The following is an 18,150-nucleotide window of genomic DNA, read 5'->3' as shown; positions in this document are numbered from 1 at the left end:
TGAAAGGGATCTTTATTTTTCTTATGGAAATATTTCTTCTTAATAATTGTGAATATTTTCACATATTTTTTAGAGGAAATGTAAAAATTCGTTCGTATACAAAAATATAATTTTGTAATTGAGTTAAATTTTTAAATATGAATAAAAGCCATGACTATAAATAGCTAATAAATATAAATATTTCTATTTTAAACAATAATGATCTTAAAAATAAATCTAGGGGGCTAGATATGAAAACAGTAATTATAAACGGTGTACAGCTTAAAGCTGATGAAAACACTACTATTCTTAAATTAGCAAGAGACAACAATATTGATATATCTGCACTATGTTTTTTAAATAATTGTAATAATGACGTAAATAAATGTGAAATATGTACTGTAGAAGTAGAAGGTACAGGCTTAGTAAGTGCCTGTGATACTTACATTGAAGATGGTATGGTTATAAGTACAGATTCTGAAGCTGTTACCGAAAAAATTAAAAACAGAATATCAGAATTGCTAGATAAGCATGAATTTAAATGCGGTCCTTGTAATAGACGCGAAAATTGCGAATTATTAAAGCTTGTTATAAAATACAAAGCAAGAGCTTCAAAACCATTCTTGCCTAAAGATAAATCAGAATATGTAGATGAAAGAAGTAAATCATTAATTGTAGATAGAACAAAATGTTTACTTTGCGGCAGATGTGTTAACGCCTGTACAATAAATACAGGAACTAATGCTATGAAATTTATAGATAAAGGTGATAAAACTATTATTGGAGCAGAAAATGAGAAATGTTTTGACGATACTAACTGTCTACTATGTGGTCAATGTATAATTGCCTGTCCAGTAGCTGCTTTATCAGAAAAATCACATATGGACAGAGTAAAAGATGCCTTAAATGATCCTGAAAAACATGTTATAGTTGCCATGGCTCCATCTGTTAGAGCTTCCATAGGAGAGCTTTTTAATATGGGTTTTGGAGTTGATGTAACAGGAAAAATTTATACAGCTTTAAGACAACTTGGCTTTGATAAAATATTTGACATAAATTTTGGAGCTGACATGACTATTATGGAAGAAGCCACTGAATTAGTTCAGAGAATAAAAAACAATGGCCCATTTCCAATGTTTACATCCTGTTGTCCAGGCTGGGTAAGACAAGCTGAAAATTATTATCCTGAATTATTAGGTAATCTTTCATCTGCTAAGTCTCCTCAACAGATATTTGGTGTTGCAAGTAAAACCTATTATCCTACTATAGCTGGACTTGATCCTAAAAATGTAGTTACTGTAACGGTTATGCCTTGTACATCTAAAAAATTTGAAGCTGATAGACCGCAAATGGAAAATGACGGTATTAGAGACATAGATGCCGTTATAACTACTAGAGAATTAGCTAAGATGATAAAAGATGCTAAAATACCTTTTGCTAAACTTGAAGATAGTGAAGTAGATCCGGCAATGGGTGAATACAGTGGTGCTGGCGCTATCTTTGGTGCAACAGGTGGCGTTATGGAAGCAGCTCTAAGAAGTGCAAAAGATTTTGCTGAAAATGCTGAACTTGAAGATATAGAGTACAAACAAGTAAGAGGCCTAGATGGAATAAAAGAAGCCGAAGTAGAACTAGCAGGTAAAAAATACAATGTAGCTGTAATAAATGGCGCTTCAAATCTGTTCAAATTCATGGAATCTGGTAAAATGAATGAAAAACAATATCACTTTATAGAAGTTATGGCTTGCCATGGAGGCTGTGTAAATGGTGGGGGACAACCTCATGTGAATCCAAAAGATTTAGAGAAAGTAGATATAAAAAAAGCAAGGGCTTCTGTACTTTATAATCAAGATGCTCATCTTACAAAGAGAAAATCTCATACGAATACTGCATTACTTAAAATGTACAAAGATTATCTTGGTAAGCCTGGTGAGGGCCTTGCTCATAAAATATTGCATTTTAAATATAAAAAATAGCGAAAAAATATATTTGTCTGTGAAACTATGATGTTACAGAAAGATTTATTCATAGCTTTTTTATAATAGAAAACCTATTTAGTCAAATTTTATGGCTAAATAGGTTTTTCATTTATAAATTAAAACTGTACTATATCTGTTAAAATTTTATCAAACTGTACTATAATACTTAACTGCAAAATTAGATATTTTTACCATAAAGTATACTTTGAAAAAATATGTTCTACAAATTCCAATAAAGATTATACATTTACTTAATATCAGCTAATAGAAGATATATAAATAAAATTAAAAAACTTTATCGCAATGCATAAATATGCATTGCGATAAAGCCTCTTTTGTAATTAAACATTAGCCTCTTTTTTAAGAGCACTTACTAAACTTACTGATACTCCAACCATAAAAATAATACCTGCTATGGTTCCAATATATGTCATTCCAAGTTGTTCTATTAATTTTACTATAACTAAGGTTATTACTACACCCCAAAATATTATCCAATCGCCACAGAAAAATTCAAATGTTTTTTTAAGTACACTAGTAATTAGGTTCATTTTGCTATTCCCCCTAGTTCTGTTTTGTATTTTCCTTCAGCTGCTTTATAACGTTTAAGCCACCATACAATTACGCCACTTAATGCAACGAAGAATGCCATTAATATTAGTAAGAATAAATCAGAAAATAACCAACTTACTCCAAGACCTTCTCCTGCCCAAAATGTTCCAAAAGCTGTAAGCATTATTCCAACTATAAATTTTAGCGTATTCTCTGGAATTTTGGTAAGAGGCGTACGAAGTATTAATCCAATTACAGACACAACTGCAAATGCTAAAATTGCTCCAATGGTTGCTGCCCATATACCATCAACTTTATTTGTTGTAGCAGTAGATCCAAAAGTAATAACTATAAATGCAACCTCCAAGCCCTCTAAAAGCACACTTTTGTAGGAAGTAACAAAGCCAAAGCCATTAAACTCATTAGTATTTACATTACCAAGTTCTTTTAGTTCTTTCATCTTCTTTTGATATATAGCAGCTTCATCGTGTAGATCCTTAAATCCACTATAACGAAGTAGTGCTTTCTTGAGCCATTGTAAGCCAAATAACACCAGTATTACTCCTATAACAACTCTTAATACCTCAATTGGAACAAATATTACTATTGTTGAACCAAAAATTGCAACAAGTACTGCCAATGTTATGAACGCAGCAAGTCCTCCCAATAAACTACTTTTCCAATTAATAGTAACACCTACAACTAGCACTATGGTTAGTGCTTCAACAAATTCAACAATTGAAGCAAAGAAAGATGGTAATATAGAAGACCAAATCATAATAATTCTCCTTTCAATTTTTTATTAATGTGATTTCCCATCTGTATATAGTAATAAATAATTTACAAATGTAACGCTTGTTACATTATATTAAATTATAGCCTATATTATGGTAAAAATCTATATGTTTATGAATTTTTAACACTATATTATTTGTTTACAAAAAAGTTTATGCACCTTTTTCCTTGGAAGCAGTAGAAACATCTACTTCCTGTAATAACCTACACAATTTAACTGGAACTATTAAATGAACCATTTCATCAATTTTATATTTCACTGATGAGGAAAATTCAAAACGCAATTGCTGCTTTGATTCTTCAACTATCTCTAAGGTAATTAAAGTACCAATGTAACGCCAAACCCCTCCATGAAATGATCTGAATAGTATTTTTGTTAAGAAAACATTATTTGTTGATTTATCAAAACTTGATTCTAAATTATTCTCTACAGGGACTAAATCACATGGACGACACATCCATGTCACAGTTTGCCCTTCCTCCACATTGTAGGTATTAAATGCCTTAATAATTCCAATTGAAGATTTTACATAAATATATTCTGAATTTACTCTTGAAACTTTTCCACAAATTTCATTAGTTACATCTAAAAAACGTGCTGCAAAAGATGTTTTAGGGAAATTATACATATTCTCAGGAGAATCAATTTGTTCAATATAGCCATCTTTCAATAATATAATTTCATCTGACATGCTCATTGCCTCTATTCGATCATGAGTAACATAAATTGTGGTGATTTTAAACTGATGAAAAATACGCACTAATTCCCAGCGCATCTCTTCACGAAGTTGTGCATCTAAACTAGATAAAGGTTCGTCCATTAAAATTAATTTTGGGCGCGGTGCAATAGCCCTTGCCATAGCAATTCTTTGTTTTTGTCCACCTGAAAGTTCTGATGGAAAATGATTTATATATGATTCCATGTGAAATATTTCAAGAGTCTCATACACTCTTTTTTCAATTTCCTTACCCTTCATTCCATTCATTTGTAAACCAAAAGCGACATTTTGATATACGGTCATATGTGGCCAAAGTGCAAAATCCTGAAATACCATTCCAATCTTCCTCTTCTCTGGTGGAAGATTTAAGGATTTTGAGGAAACCGTAATTCCATCCATTAGTATTTCACCCTCATCTAATTCTGTAAGCCCTGCTATAATATTGAGCAATGTAGTCTTGCCGCAACCAGAAGGTCCTAACAAAGAGATAAAGAAACCATCTTTTACTTCAAAAGAAATCTCATGTAAAATATTCTTATTGGAATATCTTTTGGCTACTTTTTTAATTTCTAAACCCATTAATTTATCATCTCACTTTTAGATTTATTTACATAATTTACAGGTTGTAATGATTCCTGCATATTATTACTTTCAGACTTTTCTATAATCTTTTGTGAATTATTTGAATGTGATGAGTATGACACAGAAAGAAATTTCTTTGAAGCAGCTTGCCCTATAGAATATAAAGCAATTGTAGTAATTACCGCTATTATAGTTAATGCCGCTCCATTCTCCCATTGATTGTTTTGATATAAAGTATCTAAAACTGTAGAGAAAGGTGGTGAACCAGGCGGATATAACAATTGTGAAGCAGGCAATTCAAACAGCGTATGAACGAAAGCTAAGAAAAAAGTTGATATCGATGTACTTGCAACCAGTGGAATTATAATTCTCCTAAATAGAGATAATGGTGATGACCCGTGTATACGCCCAGCAGTAATTAAAGCTGGACTAATCTGAGTTAATGCACTAACATGAAGTCTAACAGAATAAGGTAAAACTTCTGCAATATACGCCAAGTAAAGACAAGCTATTGTTCCATAAATGGCTAGATGAAGTGGAACCAACCATATAGCATTAAATGCAAATACAAATCCTGCTGCTAGTACAATGCCTGGTATAGCAATTGTAGACATAGTAAGAAAATATAACACTTTTTTACCAGGAACTTGGGTATATTGAATAATATAAGCTAATAATAGCCCGAGAATAACAGCTACCACTGCTGCTGCAAGTGCAAGTTCCATAGACAAGCTAATAGCATTCCATGAATCTCCACCTATATTAAATGCATTCATGTAATGATCAAAAGTAAAATTACTTGCTTCCAATCCATGACTTATTGTTTTCATTAAAGAAGCTATCAATGTAGTTACTATTGGAACTACATAAGATATTATTAAAATAAAACCTACTACTGGATAAAGCCATATCTTATTAAGTCCTGTCCTTATCTTGTTAGAAGCACTAATTTGATTTTTAATAATACTATATGAACCTCTTTTTAAAAACCATAGTTGAAAAATTAGAGTAATACTTATTATAATTATCAATATAAATGACAACGCACCAGCCAGCGGATAGTTAACTGGAGATTGATTTAAAGCTGCAAAAATAGCATATGTAATAACAGGTAAATGAGTAGTACGAACAATTGAAGCCGTAAGTCCAAAATCTCCTATACCCTCGGCAAAAACAATAGCAGCACCAGCTAGCATAGCAGGTACAAGCAAAGGAATATTTATTCTAAACCAAGAAGTCAATTGAGAGGCACCCGATAAACGTGATGCATTCTCATACTCTGAACCAAGACCTAGCAAAGCATTACTAACTGCAATATAAACTAAAGGAAAATGCTTTAATCCCATAATAATAACTAATGTTACTGGAGTAAAAAACCAATTAGATATGGAATTAGATGCTGGAATTACTTGACTCAAAATACCATTTCTTTGTAAAAGTAAAATCCATCCTTGAGCTATAAGATACGATGGAGTAATAAAAACAAGCCACGCAGATAAATCCACAACTTTTAAGAACTTCATATCGCAGCGCTTATTTATAATTGCCAGACCAGTACCAATAAAAGTAGCAATTACAGTTGAAAAAAATCCTATCAAAAGTGAATTCATTATTGCCTCATAAGTATATTTCTTTGTAAAAACACTCTGTATCACACCAAAAGATAGTTTTAACGATGGCGTCACATCGAATATATTTGGGAAAAGACTTTGTAGTAGGATTGTGGTTAAAGGATAAACCACAATCACAAATAAAACTACAAAGGCAATAATAGCTGGCATGATTTGACGTAAATCTTTAATATGTTTAATTTTGAATAATATTTTCATGGAACCAAGTTTTAAATTCATTTTCATGGTTTGAAGACCATACAGGGTCTTCTACATTCCACTTAACATCCTGTTGACGCCCAGGTTTAGCTTGTACATCTTTAATAAGAGGCTGAAAATTAGAAGCTCCTCCCTTTGTTTTCACCATAATATCCTGTGCTTCTTTGGAAAGAATAAAATCTGTAAATTGCTTTGCTGCATCCATATTAGTTGCATTCTTTCGAATTCCTATAGCACCAGTGGCCATTGAAACTCCAGATTTTGGATAAACTATTGCAATAGGATTTCCTTTTTGTACTAGATCAAGTGCTCCTGTATCTTGTAGTACAGCTACTTTTACAGTACCAGCTACAATTGCTTGAGTAGCAGTTCCACTTGAAGGGAAAAATTTACATCCATTATTTTTTAAATCAGTAAAGAAAGTATGTGCTTTGTCTGTACCTAACTCCTTAAATATACCAGCTATAAAAGGATATGCCGGTCCAGAAATATTAGGGTCATTCATAGAAATAGAATTTTTAAATTTAGGATCCAACAGATCTGTCCATTCTTTCGGAGCTTGTTCTGGTGTAACTAGTTTAGTGTTATACGCAATTATACCAGCTGCAGATGTTCCAGTTGGAATATAAGATTTATCCTTTGGAATAAGACTCTTTCCAAGATCAGTATAATTTTCTGCATTCTTTGGTGTCCAGCCCGTCAATAACATTCCTTGCTTATTTAAGCTTTCCATTGCTCCGGTACCTTCAATCCACATCATATCCCACTGAGGATTATTTCTCTCAGCTTGTGCTTTAGCTAATAAGTTTCCTGCCGAATCGTCAACTATTTTAACTTTAATTCCCGTTTTACTCTCAAACACTTTAGCAACATCAGCTGTATAACCTGCAGAAGAGTAAACAACAACTTCCTTAGATTTATTATCTGATGTTCCAGAAGACGTATTCTGAGATGCATTCTGGCTAGAACCACATGCTGTTAAAGAAGCAAGAGTTAAAAAAGATGCTAGTACTACAGTTATCAATTTACTTTTGTTCATTTCTAAATCACTCCTTAAATTTAGATACAAATTTTAAAATATAAAAAGTATTATTCCAATTTTGTTTCTAACTGAAAACTATGCACACCTCCTTGTAACGTCTGTTACATGCTAAATTATATCAATATGTAACAAGTGTTACAAGTTAATCTTCGTTAACTCCTGGTTAACCTTTGTTAAGCGATATTGTAGAAAATTTAATATATGAACTGATAAAAAGATGTGTGTTGTTTCTCTGAAATTAACTGTGATTTATTATCTCCAATAGTTATAACTGTATTAGACTAATTATAAATATATTTGCACAAAATATTTATGACATGAGTACTTAAAGATAATGAAATGAGCTTAGACATCCTCCTTTTAATATTGATGACATCAAAGAAAACTTCTATATATCAAAAAGAGGATTTTTTATTATATTTAAATATATACTGGCAAAAACAATTAGAATTGATTGTTAGTCTTCTCTTTCATTTTCATAAACCTTATTATTGAATTCCTCAAATACATTTTTGCATTTTTCTAACATTTCCTCAGTAGACTTTCTTAAGGATGACCCATAAATATCTCTTAATTTTATTTTTTCAAACCATGCCAAAAGTTTTTCTAATTCCTCTTCATTTTCTTCTGCCTCTGCAAAAGTAAAGTTCTTTCTGCTTGTTTCTCTTTCTATCTCTGCAAAGTAATCCTCACATTTATCAATTATTTCTTCATATTCAATTTGTCTTGCTTTATTAAAATATTCGATTACTCTTTGTTCAAATTTCTCCTCCATAAATACAGATTGCATAATAAACGTTTCTCCATTATTATTCTCAAGCTCTTCAGATAAGGAATCTAAAACTGAATAATTTTTTTCACTAAAAGGTAAAACCCACATTGACTGGTTAATATTTATAGCACCAAGTTTTTTTAGCTTTCTCCATGCTTTTACACGTAATTTTGAAGGCTCTGATGGTAAATTATAAGTAATAACGAGCCATTTATTAGCTGTCATATTTCCAACTCCTTTGTAAATTTGGTTGTATTTTATCATGTTGTAATAACTGTTACAATACACTTTGGCGTTAAAATTGTGTTAATTCAATTTTCCTAATTTCAATATTATTTCTACATGATTATTATCAATGAATCTTACTCAGTGGGAGTTTGTATTCCCACTGAGTTTAGATGAATTATCCAGGGACGTGCCGGTGTTATCTCCACCTTTAGAAAAGCAGAGAACCAAAATCTTAGATTTTGTGTGAATCGCTTTCGCTGTGTGCGGTGGAGTGTTACAGCGGCTAGTCATCGGATAAAGTTTAAATTTAGCTTTATTTAAACAATTTAATCATAACATAGATAAATCTAATAATTATGAATTAGAAGTGAAAATAACTAAAAAAAGATGACTTTTGCATAATACAAAAATCATCTTTTAGTTGTATAGATATTTTTTATTTAAGAATTCTGTAGATTGTAAAGTAAATATTTATTATAAATCAACACTCATTCGTAAACTTTGTCCTTAATATTTTTATATTCTATAAAGGTTAATATTATCATTATACTATCAAAAATTGTTAATCCTAATAACCACACTGAATTACTAAATGTATATCGGTATATTTGATAAATAATGAATAAAATTAGAGAGAATATAGTAAGTGGATAAGCAAACATCTTTTTCTTCCACAACATAATAACAAGAAATAATTTTATCATTCCATGAGATATTAAATAAAAAATACCAAAATGCTGAATACTTAAATTAAATCCTAAACTTGATCTCATAACGAAATTTGCAATTATATCTTTTGGATCTTCTAATAACTCATTATATGTCAATAATACAACTAACTTACTTAATCTATATGGATTTAAAAATATTAATAAAACTCCACTTATTATTTCTAGTATTCCATTGATTCCCTTTAATAATATTCCAATTTCAAAGCTTTTGTGAAATATATTATTTTTTGTATTAAATTTTTTATTTATCAAGGATAATTCATTTTTAAATATCATTTTTTCTCCTTAACTTTACATTTAATCTTATCTATTATTTATTTTAATATTTGTATTTTACTAAAGATTTATTAGAATATCATTAAAATATACAAAATTATCGTAATAATTATTTAATGTTGAATAATCACCAGTGTTAAAAGCAGCACAGCGTAAATCATATATTTTTTGAATTTACAAACTCACCTCATCTTTATCTATTATAAAATGTACTATGGGTGAAAAAATTATTCCTATTTTCCAGATAACATACCCCAAAGTATTTTCATATAATCTTTTAAATTAATATACGTACTTTCAGCAGGCATTGGAACTTTTCTAGGAAAAGGTCTTGAATAAACCCCTGGAAGTGTATGATGCAATACGTGTTCCCTAGAATCTCCATGAGTTAAAAAAAGAAATATTTTCTCAAATATACCCGTGCTGCTTAAATTTCTAGTTTTCAAGCTTCTTTTCCTATAATCTTCTTCCAAAATTAAATTACCATGTTCAATTAATTGGGAATGATGTAGTACAAAAGAATCTATCCACAAATTCACAATGTATAGTATTAAAATTATTGAATACTTAACATTAAAAGCATAGTGACATGCTAACGCCAATCCTCCATAAATTATTATGTACATAATTATAGATAACACCTGACTTCTACGACTGTATTTGTTTTTAAAATCTTTATGATATGGCAGTATACTATTAACTACAAATGAAACAAAGGCTATTCCAAAAATAATTTCCATTAAATTATATAAAATTCTAAGAGAAGTATTTTTAATCTTACCAAGAGAATGAAACTCAATATCCGCCCAACTGTTGACCTTAGAATGATGGATACCATGAATAAGGTTATATGTTTGAGGATCATTCAATAAGAACCATGAAAAAACTTTGTAAAAAACTTTATTATTTATTTCCGGCACATATTTATGCCAACATTCATGCATTAAAAATCCTAACCAAGTAAACAAATAAACTCCAGGAAATATCATTATCATAACTGAAAAGTAGCCAATGTATTTATATGCCATTGGCATTAGAAACAGATATAACGGCCATGCTAAGAGTACAAAATAAAACTTCCACTTTTCTCTACAAATTTTATTCTTAGATATATACTCCATATTTGTTCCCCCATCTTGAATTAATAATTTTTATATATTTTAAATAATTATTGAATATTCTGATAATTAACAGTGCTTCTTAACAAGAAATGTCCACAAAATAATAGTACTACTAGCAATTAGTTGGCATTGTTTCATTTGTCTAAACAACTGGAATTATAGGATAATACCTTACTTTCATTATCTCAATTTCTTAATTGTATTATATCAAATCTTTTTAAAAATAAATATATGTTCTCATAATTTATAATATTTTTTTATTCAGCGACCTCTCAAGCTTTATATTCATCAATACCAAGCCTTTTGAGATTATCATATAAGTTTCATTTTAAGTTTCTTAAAAGAACTTTGATGTACCCTTATTCCCATTGTAGGTAACCTTCATTATGAAGTTATCTGCTGTTATCACATTTCTTTGTGTTTTCCAAAGTTTCAAAACCTCCTTGTTCAGTCCTTCATAGAATTATCATCAACGTGTTCCATTGTAGTATTATACATTTATATCCTCTCCTCTTAATCATAATTAATATTTAAGTTTATACAGCCTTATGTCTGCCATAATAGGCATATATCCGAGCCTATTTTAAAGCAAAACAAAAAATCTAGCAGAAACGCTAGATTTAGATACTCTTGTGGTAAAAAATAAAAAAAGACGCACCTTAAAGTACACATTTTGAGGAAGTTGTAAATTAAGAAATATCGTATTTATATCTTCAATCACAGTAAAAAAGTTCTTCAAATTTTTAATCACATATCGCATTAAATATTATGAAAAGTTATGTATATAGTATTATGTATTTTAGCTAATTTTAAATCTAGAAATTAGCTTTCCTTATTTTATTATAATAGTCTATTACATGTCTGTCGTACTCCTCATCCATAAGTGGAGAACTCAGTAAAAAGTCTGCTGTAGATCTACCCATAGCTATTGGAATATCATAAATGACGGAAATCCTAAGAAGAGCCTTTATATCTGGATCATGAGGTTGCGATGTCAATGGATCCCAGAAAAAACACATAAAATCTATTTCATCATTAACTATACTGGCACCAATCTGCTGGCCTCCCCCCATAAGTCCGCTTTTAAATACTTTTACCTCCAAACCTGTTTTTTCAGAAATAAGCTTTGCAATAGTACCAGTCCCGCATAGAAAATGTTTGGATAAAATATTTCTATTATTCTCTGCCCAGTCTATCAACTCTGCTTTTCTATTATCATGAGCAATTAGTGCAATCATTTTTTGTCTGCCTAATCTATCTGTACCCATACTAATCCTCCTTAAATGTAAATGTGTATTTGAAATAATTTTATTTCATTTGTCAATAAGCCAAAATCACTATTTATTAGTCTTATTAATCTTTATAGCTACTTAGTCTTTTCTTAGTTATATTAACATCGGCAAATTTCACCACCACCTTTTATAAAAAAGTCTAATCCAAAAATATATAATAAAAAAATAATAATTAATCCAATCGGATCAAAATAATTTCTAATTGTCATAAGTTTCTCCTATATTAACATCAGTATCATTAATATATATCGTATAAATTCCACTCACCTTTCTATATTTAGAATAAATTTTTATTCTTAGCTTCCTCTTCTTGCCTTTTTCTTATATTAAGCCAATCCCAACTGTGTAAGAATTTTTCTCATTTCACTATCAAAATAATCTCCAAATTTACTTCTCAATACTCCTTCGATTTCTGCCACAATACCCTTGGTATCTTTATCTGCACCATCTATGCTTATTGAAAATACTGGATTAGAACTTATTATTACAGTTTTATTTCCACCATAAGAATTTTGCAATATCTGTTGAGTGGAGTATACCCTATTTGATAGACACATAGAAAAGTATGTATAATAAGTGCAGAAGAAATGATGTGTCTATGAAATGGGAAGCAAGAGAGAATTTTCAGCTGAGTATAAAAAAGAAATAATTAAGCTTGTTACAGAACAAGGGAAGAAAGTAACCCAAGTAGCAAAAGACATAGGTGTTAGCGAGGTTTCAGTTAGAAGATGGATAAAGCAATATGGAATTCATGGAGAAGACACTTTTCCTGGCAAGGGTAAATTAAGACCGGAAGATGAAGAAATAAGACGAATGAAAAAGAAAATGGCAGACCTCGAAAAAGAAAACGCTATATAAAAAAAAGCTATAAGCATCTTCACAAAGCCCGTGAAATAAATTTTCTAACCTTTACGGACTAATAAATATCATATACAAATTATCATATTTATACGTATCAATAATAAAAATAATTTTTTTTATAAAACAAGAATACATAATGAGATTTTTATTTTACATCTCATTCACCGTCAAAATCTCCCGTCAAATAAAAAATATCAAGAGTTTGTTTTATCAAACCCTTGATATTGCTGGTGCGTCAGAAGGGATTCGAACCCCCGGCCAACTGGTTCGTAGCCAGCTACTCTATCCAACTGAGCTACTAACGCACATAATTATTAACATAACAGATTTTATCACATTACATAAAGAAATGCAAATAAAATTCCTCAGTTCCCTCCGTCATCAACATAATTATAAAACTATCTTTCTATTTATTTTAAAACTGCGCATACGATAGTTCTAGCTCCATTAAATTCATAGCTGCAAGTATATAAAGTTAATATATTATTGTAATTATTTTCAATATCTTTTTTATACATAGATTTTTGTTTCAAATAATTAATATAATTTATGTAATCTTGATCTGAAACAAAATTAATTTTCAAGTCAGCATAATTTTCATTTACTGTAAATACAGAAAAAACTTCATAAGTATATTCTTTATTATTCTTTAAAATTTTTATCGTTCCATTTTTAAAATTATCTTCTTTTTTAAAATCATTTATTTTATTAAACATAGTTCCATTTTTCATATTATGGCCATAAATAATAATATTTTTATCTGAATCAATATTACTTCTATAATCAATAAAAATAGTTCCAGAGTCGCTCTTTTCTCTATAAAAATTATTATGTAGATAAAATTCATTATCTTTTCCTTGTACAACGGGATAGTTTATATCTGTACCAGTAACACTAAACCACATTTTATAATCTGAATTAATACGCTTTAAATTGTCTTCATTAGAATTGTCTCCAGCATTTTGTTGTACCTTTGGTTTAAAGATTTGAACTTTGGAATAATTTTTACTATCTCTATAGTATTGAAAATATTTATAACCTATACTAAAAATACAAATTACTATTACCAAAGTTAAAACTATATTTATAATGATTTTTATGCGTCTATTCATATTTTACCTCTATATAAATCTTTTCATAACTTTACTTTTAAGTAATTTTGATGTTATAAAGGACACTAGAGGCACTGTTAAAATAACCGCTATACTTCCAGAAATTCCTTGCATAACCTCTATTCCAACGGAATACATATTAACAATTTGATTATATTTCATATCATAGGAATAGATTAAAATTAAAGTATTAATAGCACCACCAGTAAAAGCTAATATAAGAGTATTTGACATAGTGCCCATCATATCTCTACCCACATTTATTCCAGATGCAAAAAGTTCTCTACTGGTTAATTCAGCATTTTTATCATAAATTTCATTTATAGTTGATGCAACTGAAATACTGACATCCATAACTGCACCTAATGAAGCTATAAGTATTCCTGCAAATAGGATACCACCTACATCTAAATGTGCCTTAGCTCCCAAATATACTAATTCCTCAACTTCTGTTACATTATAACCTGATATTTTTGCAAAATAACCAAATCCAGTGGCGAATATCCCCGCTATAACTACACCCATAACTGTTCCTAAAATAGATGCTATTGTCTTTACACTTAAACCAGCAATTAAGTACATTGTAACTATAGTAGTTAAAATTCCTACAATGACAGCAGCTAAAAATGGTGAATATCCTTTATATAGCATTGGTATGAATAAAAATATTACACAAATAAATGTAAATATAAGGGCTATAGCTGATTTAAATCCTTTTCTACCTCCAATTAACCAAAGTATTAGAATAAATAATCCAACAAAACCATATAAAATTGGTTCTCTATCATAACTATAAACAGAAGCTGCATAATTATTTTGCGATTTACTTAATGAAACTATAACCTTCATGTTTTTTTTACAATCTGCTCCATAGAGATATCCTGAAAAACTAGTGGCATTTAATATTTTTCCTTTCATATCACCACTTAACATCTTAACTCTTACCTCTTGGTTTCCAACACGTGATCCATCCTTTTGTATATTATCCTTTACAACTTCTTCAACCACAGCTTTATCAAAACTTGTACCCTTTTGATTAGTTAATTCTACTTTATTCACTTGATTAAAAAAATATAAGAATATAAAAAATCCTAATGCTAATATAATTATAACTATTCTTTTAATATTAGTTAATTTATTACTAAATACTTTTGAAAGCATAATTTAATATCCTCCAGTTTTATTTAAATTACATAGTTCTCCAAAAAATATTTTATAACTAAGATTTATAACTAAACTCTCATAATTCTAAAAACACTATGAAATTCATACAATTTTGATTCTCATAGTGTTTTTATTATTTTGAATCTAATTTTAAATGTAGTTTTAAAAATCTTTTATAATTTTTAGGATATGCATTAATTATTAATTAATATTTAAATGTAAGTATCTATTTTGCCAGCTTATATAATTTCTTTCTATTTACATAAACTAATCCTGCTACAGCTACACCAGCTACAGCAACTATAGGATATACATTGAAATTATCACCAGTTTTAACACCTTCTAATTTTGTATTATTACTGTTAGAACTCTGTGCATTTGTTGCATTTTGATTATTGTTTGTTACAACTGGATCTTGCTTAATAACTGCTGCTTTGAAGCTTTCTACTGAAGATTCTAAAGTATCAACGGCTGCATCTACTGCTGATTGATTAGCATCATCTGATCTTAAAACAGTATTAGCTGCTGCAATTGCTGCACTAAATTTGTCTTTTGCTTCAGATGGATATTGACCTTTGCCAGTTCCTACAACTGCACTATTTAATAGAGCATTTGCATTATCTATTGAAGTTTTTAATTGTGACTTGTCCCCTTTTTGCTCAATACCATTAATTCCTTCTTTTAAATTTGTATAAGCATCAGCAATTTCTTGTGAAGTAGCAGATGGCTTGCTTGAAACTGCTTTTGCAGCTGTTAATGCTTTTTCTAATTTATTAAAGCTTGAAGGAGTATAAGTATCTTTAGCATTAACTTTTTCTTGTCCTGCAGCAATTAATTCATTTAAACTTGATTTATCAATAGATTTTATAATTGAATAAGTATTGTCAATCTTTTCTCCATTATCTGTTCTATAAGTATTTATTGTAAAACTTACTTCATCAATATCAATAGTAGAATAAGTTGGAATATTTTCCTGCCATCTTGCAGCTATATAAGCTTGTTTCTGCTGTACTAAATTATAGTATTTACTACCTGATGCTGAGTTAGCAGTCATATATAATATACCATTTGGATCTACTACATTTCCGTTTTTATAAGTAACATCTTGTGTAACCGGTTGAATTGCCTCATTATCATCAACATTAGTCAAATAATCTTTATATGCTTGAGTTGTTGGTTGTCCATTTACATCATTATCATACTGAGCATCATAGGTATCTTGATCTATCATTTTAGACTGATCGTTTACTCCACCCTTTAATATTAAAGATCTTGAATAAGTATGATCATGTCCTGTTAAAACAACATCAATTTTATTCCTTTCAAGTATAGGAACTATAGCATATCTCAAATTAATTACTGATATTTCATTGGAATGTGAATCACCAGATCCATATATGTCTTGATGTATTGTTACTACACGCCATTTTGCATTTGGATTTTCGCTAATAGCTTTTTTAATAACTTGTTCATGCTCTGCTACATTTGAGTTATTAGTATTTAAAGTTATAAATAATGTATTACCATAGGAATAATAATAATCTCCACCTGCTCCTGTTGCACCTAAAGTAGATGCATTTGGATTATTAAAATGGTATGAATAGTTTGGACTTTTTGAATCATGATTACCAATTGTTGTGGCAACAGGTAGTGATTTTAATGCATCCGCACTTAAATATCCTGCATATTCAATGTCCTGTTCGTTACTTTTTGGACTTGATGTTTGGACTTGATCTCCTGCTGAAAGCATAAAGCTTACATTTGGATGTGCTTTTAAAGCTGAATTTATAGTGTTGTTCCAGTTAAAACTATCATTTCTTACTGCAGCATCTTGACCTTGAGCTGTAGCAGCACCTTCAGCAGTATTACTACTTGAAGAACCTATTTGCGGGTCACCAACATATAGAAAACTGAAGCTCTTTGTGCTTTGTGTTTTATAAGGAGTAGCTTTTCCCCAAACACCATTTATCTGATAGCTATAATAATAAGTCGTATTTTCTTCTAGTCCTGTAGCTGTAGTTTTATTACTATTATATCCTGTAACAGCAGCTGCAGTATTTACAGTCAATTCTTTTGCATCACTAAGATCCTGCTTTTTGCCTATTTTAAATTTTGGATTGAGCTCAGAAACTTTTGAATACCAAGCAAAATTCAATTCACTTGCATTTTTACCAGGTGTCAATGATATTTCTATAGGATCTTTTTTTACTGTTTCCCATGTTTGTACCCACTTATCCCAAGCTCCATTTTTAGCTGCATCTGTAAGCTTAGCTTCAGTCCAATCATCAGTAACTCCTGCAAATGCAGTAATACTTGTTGTAAATAGCATGGTAGTTGTTAATAATAAAACCACTATTCTCTTTACTCTTTTTAACATGTTATATTACCCCCTAATAATGTAGTACTTTTTAGCAAATAACTTAAGTAAACATTATCGTATATGTATGCTTATAAAATATTTATGAACAAAGTTATGTTTATAGATTAGTTTACTTGGTTATTGCTAAATTGAAACTTATTTAAAGTATAATTTATAAACTTATTTTTATACATGATTATTAAGGATCATTTACATTAAAAATCATAATTTTACATAACTTAACATTAAGTTAATATTTTGTACAAAAAATAATAAAACATCTAACTTTTGTTAGATGTTTTACTGGCGGAGAAAGAGGGATTTGAACCCTCGCGACGGTTACCCGCCCTACGCCCTTAGCAGGGGCGCCTCTTCAGCCACTTGAGTATTTCTCCATGCCCTCAAAATTTACTTTTAAATTAAAATGGCGGAAAGATAGGGATTCGAACCCTAGGTACGATCACTCGCACGCCGGTTTTCAAGACCGGTGCCTTAAACCAACTCGACCATCTTTCCACGTCTTACGACATGTATTATTATATCAGGTCATATATATGCTGTCAACAATTTTTTTATGAACATTTATAATAAATCTAAAATAATATAAATCTTTTAGAATTCCATGGGATTTTATCACTTCTTATCGTCTATATAATTAAAAAATCAATCTTACAAACTTGTAAGATTAAATCTATAACTGTAATCCATAAGTCATGTAAGTTAAAATGAACAATCTATATAATAATCTTAGTAAATT

General features: G+C 29.8%; 14 protein-coding genes, 3 tRNA genes and 1 pseudogene. 2 read left to right on the top strand and 16 right to left on the bottom strand.

Features of this window, described 5'->3' with window-relative positions; translation table 11 throughout:
- Positions 1-230: 230 nt before the first annotated feature.
- Positions 231-1,955, top strand: a complete 1,725-nt coding sequence (locus ABF633_RS11850; RefSeq protein WP_415523956.1) for a ferredoxin hydrogenase — start codon at positions 231-233, stop codon at positions 1,953-1,955.
- A 344-nt stretch (positions 1,956-2,299) separates the two neighbouring features.
- Here ABF633_RS11850 and ABF633_RS11845 read toward each other — a convergent pair whose 3' ends face one another.
- The 10 genes from ABF633_RS11845 to ABF633_RS11800 all read right to left on the bottom strand — a co-directional run bounded on the left by ABF633_RS11845 (position 2,300) and on the right by ABF633_RS11800 (position 12,454).
- Positions 2,300-2,509 carry a hypothetical protein gene (locus ABF633_RS11845; protein WP_415523955.1) on the bottom strand — a complete coding sequence of 70 codons (210 nt, stop codon included), beginning with the start codon at positions 2,507-2,509 and terminating at the stop codon, positions 2,300-2,302.
- Entirely contained in the window at positions 2,506-3,288 is a 783-nt protein-coding gene (locus ABF633_RS11840) for a COG4280 domain-containing protein (RefSeq protein WP_415523954.1), read from the bottom strand. The genes ABF633_RS11845 and ABF633_RS11840 overlap by 4 nt, the downstream gene beginning before the upstream one ends.
- Positions 3,289-3,457: 169 nt before the next feature.
- Positions 3,458-4,603 carry an ABC transporter ATP-binding protein gene (locus ABF633_RS11835; protein WP_415523953.1) on the bottom strand — a complete coding sequence of 382 codons (1,146 nt, stop codon included), beginning with the start codon at positions 4,601-4,603 and terminating at the stop codon, positions 3,458-3,460.
- Positions 4,603-6,456, bottom strand: coding sequence for an ABC transporter permease (locus ABF633_RS11830; protein WP_415523952.1), 1,854 nt, complete (start codon positions 6,454-6,456; stop codon positions 4,603-4,605). The genes ABF633_RS11835 and ABF633_RS11830 overlap by 1 nt, the downstream gene beginning before the upstream one ends.
- The gene (locus ABF633_RS11825) at positions 6,413-7,474 is read right to left on the bottom strand and encodes an ABC transporter substrate-binding protein (RefSeq protein WP_415523951.1); all 1,062 of its coding nucleotides are present in this window, start codon (positions 7,472-7,474) and stop codon (positions 6,413-6,415) included. The genes ABF633_RS11830 and ABF633_RS11825 overlap by 44 nt, the downstream gene beginning before the upstream one ends.
- Before the next feature lie 460 nt (positions 7,475-7,934).
- Positions 7,935-8,474, bottom strand: a complete 540-nt coding sequence (locus ABF633_RS11820; protein WP_415523950.1) for a Chromate resistance protein ChrB — start codon at positions 8,472-8,474, stop codon at positions 7,935-7,937.
- Positions 8,475-8,965: 491 nt separating this feature from the next.
- Positions 8,966-9,484 carry a DUF2127 domain-containing protein gene (locus tag ABF633_RS11815; RefSeq protein WP_415523949.1) on the bottom strand — a complete coding sequence of 173 codons (519 nt, stop codon included), beginning with the start codon at positions 9,482-9,484 and terminating at the stop codon, positions 8,966-8,968.
- 233 nt (positions 9,485-9,717) lie between these two features.
- Positions 9,718-10,605, bottom strand: coding sequence for a fatty acid desaturase (locus ABF633_RS11810; RefSeq protein WP_415523948.1), 888 nt, complete (start codon positions 10,603-10,605; stop codon positions 9,718-9,720).
- An 815-nt stretch (positions 10,606-11,420) separates the two neighbouring features.
- Positions 11,421-11,873, bottom strand: a complete 453-nt coding sequence (locus ABF633_RS11805) for a methylglyoxal synthase (protein WP_415523947.1) — start codon at positions 11,871-11,873, stop codon at positions 11,421-11,423.
- Between the two features lie 350 nt (positions 11,874-12,223).
- Positions 12,224-12,454 (bottom strand): hypothetical protein, encoded by a 231-nt coding sequence (locus ABF633_RS11800; RefSeq protein WP_415523946.1) that lies wholly within the window; start codon positions 12,452-12,454, stop codon positions 12,224-12,226.
- Positions 12,455-12,500: 46 nt separating this feature from the next.
- Here ABF633_RS11800 and ABF633_RS11795 point away from each other — a divergent pair.
- A pseudogene (locus ABF633_RS11795) lies at positions 12,501-12,752 on the top strand (transposase); the annotation flags it as partial.
- Positions 12,753-12,986: 234 nt separating this feature from the next.
- On the opposite strand, the gene ABF633_RS11790 reads toward ABF633_RS11795, so the two are convergent.
- The 6 genes from ABF633_RS11790 to ABF633_RS11765 form a co-directional block, all read right to left on the bottom strand.
- Positions 12,987-13,063, bottom strand: a tRNA-Arg gene (locus tag ABF633_RS11790).
- A 105-nt stretch (positions 13,064-13,168) separates the two neighbouring features.
- The gene (gene srtB / locus ABF633_RS11785) at positions 13,169-13,870 is read right to left on the bottom strand and encodes a class B sortase (RefSeq protein ID WP_415523945.1); all 702 of its coding nucleotides are present in this window, start codon (positions 13,868-13,870) and stop codon (positions 13,169-13,171) included.
- A gap of 9 nt (positions 13,871-13,879) precedes the next feature.
- A complete protein-coding gene (locus ABF633_RS11780; protein ID WP_415523943.1) occupies positions 13,880-15,031 on the bottom strand; it encodes a YibE/F family protein in 1,152 nt (383 codons plus the stop codon).
- A 229-nt stretch (positions 15,032-15,260) separates the two neighbouring features.
- Positions 15,261-17,411: a metallophosphoesterase gene (locus ABF633_RS11775; protein WP_415523942.1), complete on the bottom strand. Its 2,151-nt coding sequence runs from the start codon at positions 17,409-17,411 to the stop codon at positions 15,261-15,263.
- Between the two features lie 286 nt (positions 17,412-17,697).
- Positions 17,698-17,788: transfer RNA gene (locus ABF633_RS11770), tRNA-Ser, on the bottom strand.
- 30 nt (positions 17,789-17,818) lie between these two features.
- Positions 17,819-17,909, bottom strand: a tRNA-Ser gene (locus ABF633_RS11765).
- Positions 17,910-18,150: the final 241 nt, after the last annotated feature.

It is taken from the genome of Clostridium sp., assembly GCF_047718555.1.
In the GTDB taxonomy this organism is placed as follows: domain Bacteria; phylum Bacillota; class Clostridia; order Clostridiales; family Clostridiaceae; genus Clostridium_I.
The sequence above is the reverse complement of the archived record's forward strand: the minus strand, read 5'-3'. Positions and strand labels throughout refer to the sequence as shown.

What these genes read in the sequence shown, in the direction of transcription:
- ABF633_RS11840 (WP_415523954.1), bottom strand. Translation starts at nt 3,288, where the DNA reads ATGATTTGGTCTTCTATATTACCATCTTTCTTTGCTTCAATTGTTGAA.
- ABF633_RS11780 (WP_415523943.1), bottom strand. Translation starts at nt 15,031, where the DNA reads ATGCTTTCAAAAGTATTTAGTAATAAATTAACTAATATTAAAAGAATA.
- ABF633_RS11775 (WP_415523942.1), bottom strand. Translation starts at nt 17,411, where the DNA reads ATGTTAAAAAGAGTAAAGAGAATAGTGGTTTTATTATTAACAACTACC.
- ABF633_RS11845 (WP_415523955.1), bottom strand. Translation starts at nt 2,509, where the DNA reads ATGAACCTAATTACTAGTGTACTTAAAAAAACATTTGAATTTTTCTGT.
- ABF633_RS11800 (WP_415523946.1), bottom strand. Translation starts at nt 12,454, where the DNA reads ATGTGTCTATCAAATAGGGTATACTCCACTCAACAGATATTGCAAAAT.
- srtB (WP_415523945.1), bottom strand. Translation starts at nt 13,870, where the DNA reads ATGAATAGACGCATAAAAATCATTATAAATATAGTTTTAACTTTGGTA.
- ABF633_RS11850 (WP_415523956.1), top strand. Translation starts at nt 231, where the DNA reads ATGAAAACAGTAATTATAAACGGTGTACAGCTTAAAGCTGATGAAAAC.
- ABF633_RS11835 (WP_415523953.1), bottom strand. Translation starts at nt 4,603, where the DNA reads ATGGGTTTAGAAATTAAAAAAGTAGCCAAAAGATATTCCAATAAGAAT.
- ABF633_RS11815 (WP_415523949.1), bottom strand. Translation starts at nt 9,484, where the DNA reads ATGATATTTAAAAATGAATTATCCTTGATAAATAAAAAATTTAATACA.
- ABF633_RS11830 (WP_415523952.1), bottom strand. Translation starts at nt 6,456, where the DNA reads ATGAATTTAAAACTTGGTTCCATGAAAATATTATTCAAAATTAAACAT.
- ABF633_RS11820 (WP_415523950.1), bottom strand. Translation starts at nt 8,474, where the DNA reads ATGACAGCTAATAAATGGCTCGTTATTACTTATAATTTACCATCAGAG.
- ABF633_RS11805 (WP_415523947.1), bottom strand. Translation starts at nt 11,873, where the DNA reads ATGGGTACAGATAGATTAGGCAGACAAAAAATGATTGCACTAATTGCT.
- ABF633_RS11810 (WP_415523948.1), bottom strand. Translation starts at nt 10,605, where the DNA reads ATGGAGTATATATCTAAGAATAAAATTTGTAGAGAAAAGTGGAAGTTT.
- ABF633_RS11825 (WP_415523951.1), bottom strand. Translation starts at nt 7,474, where the DNA reads ATGAACAAAAGTAAATTGATAACTGTAGTACTAGCATCTTTTTTAACT.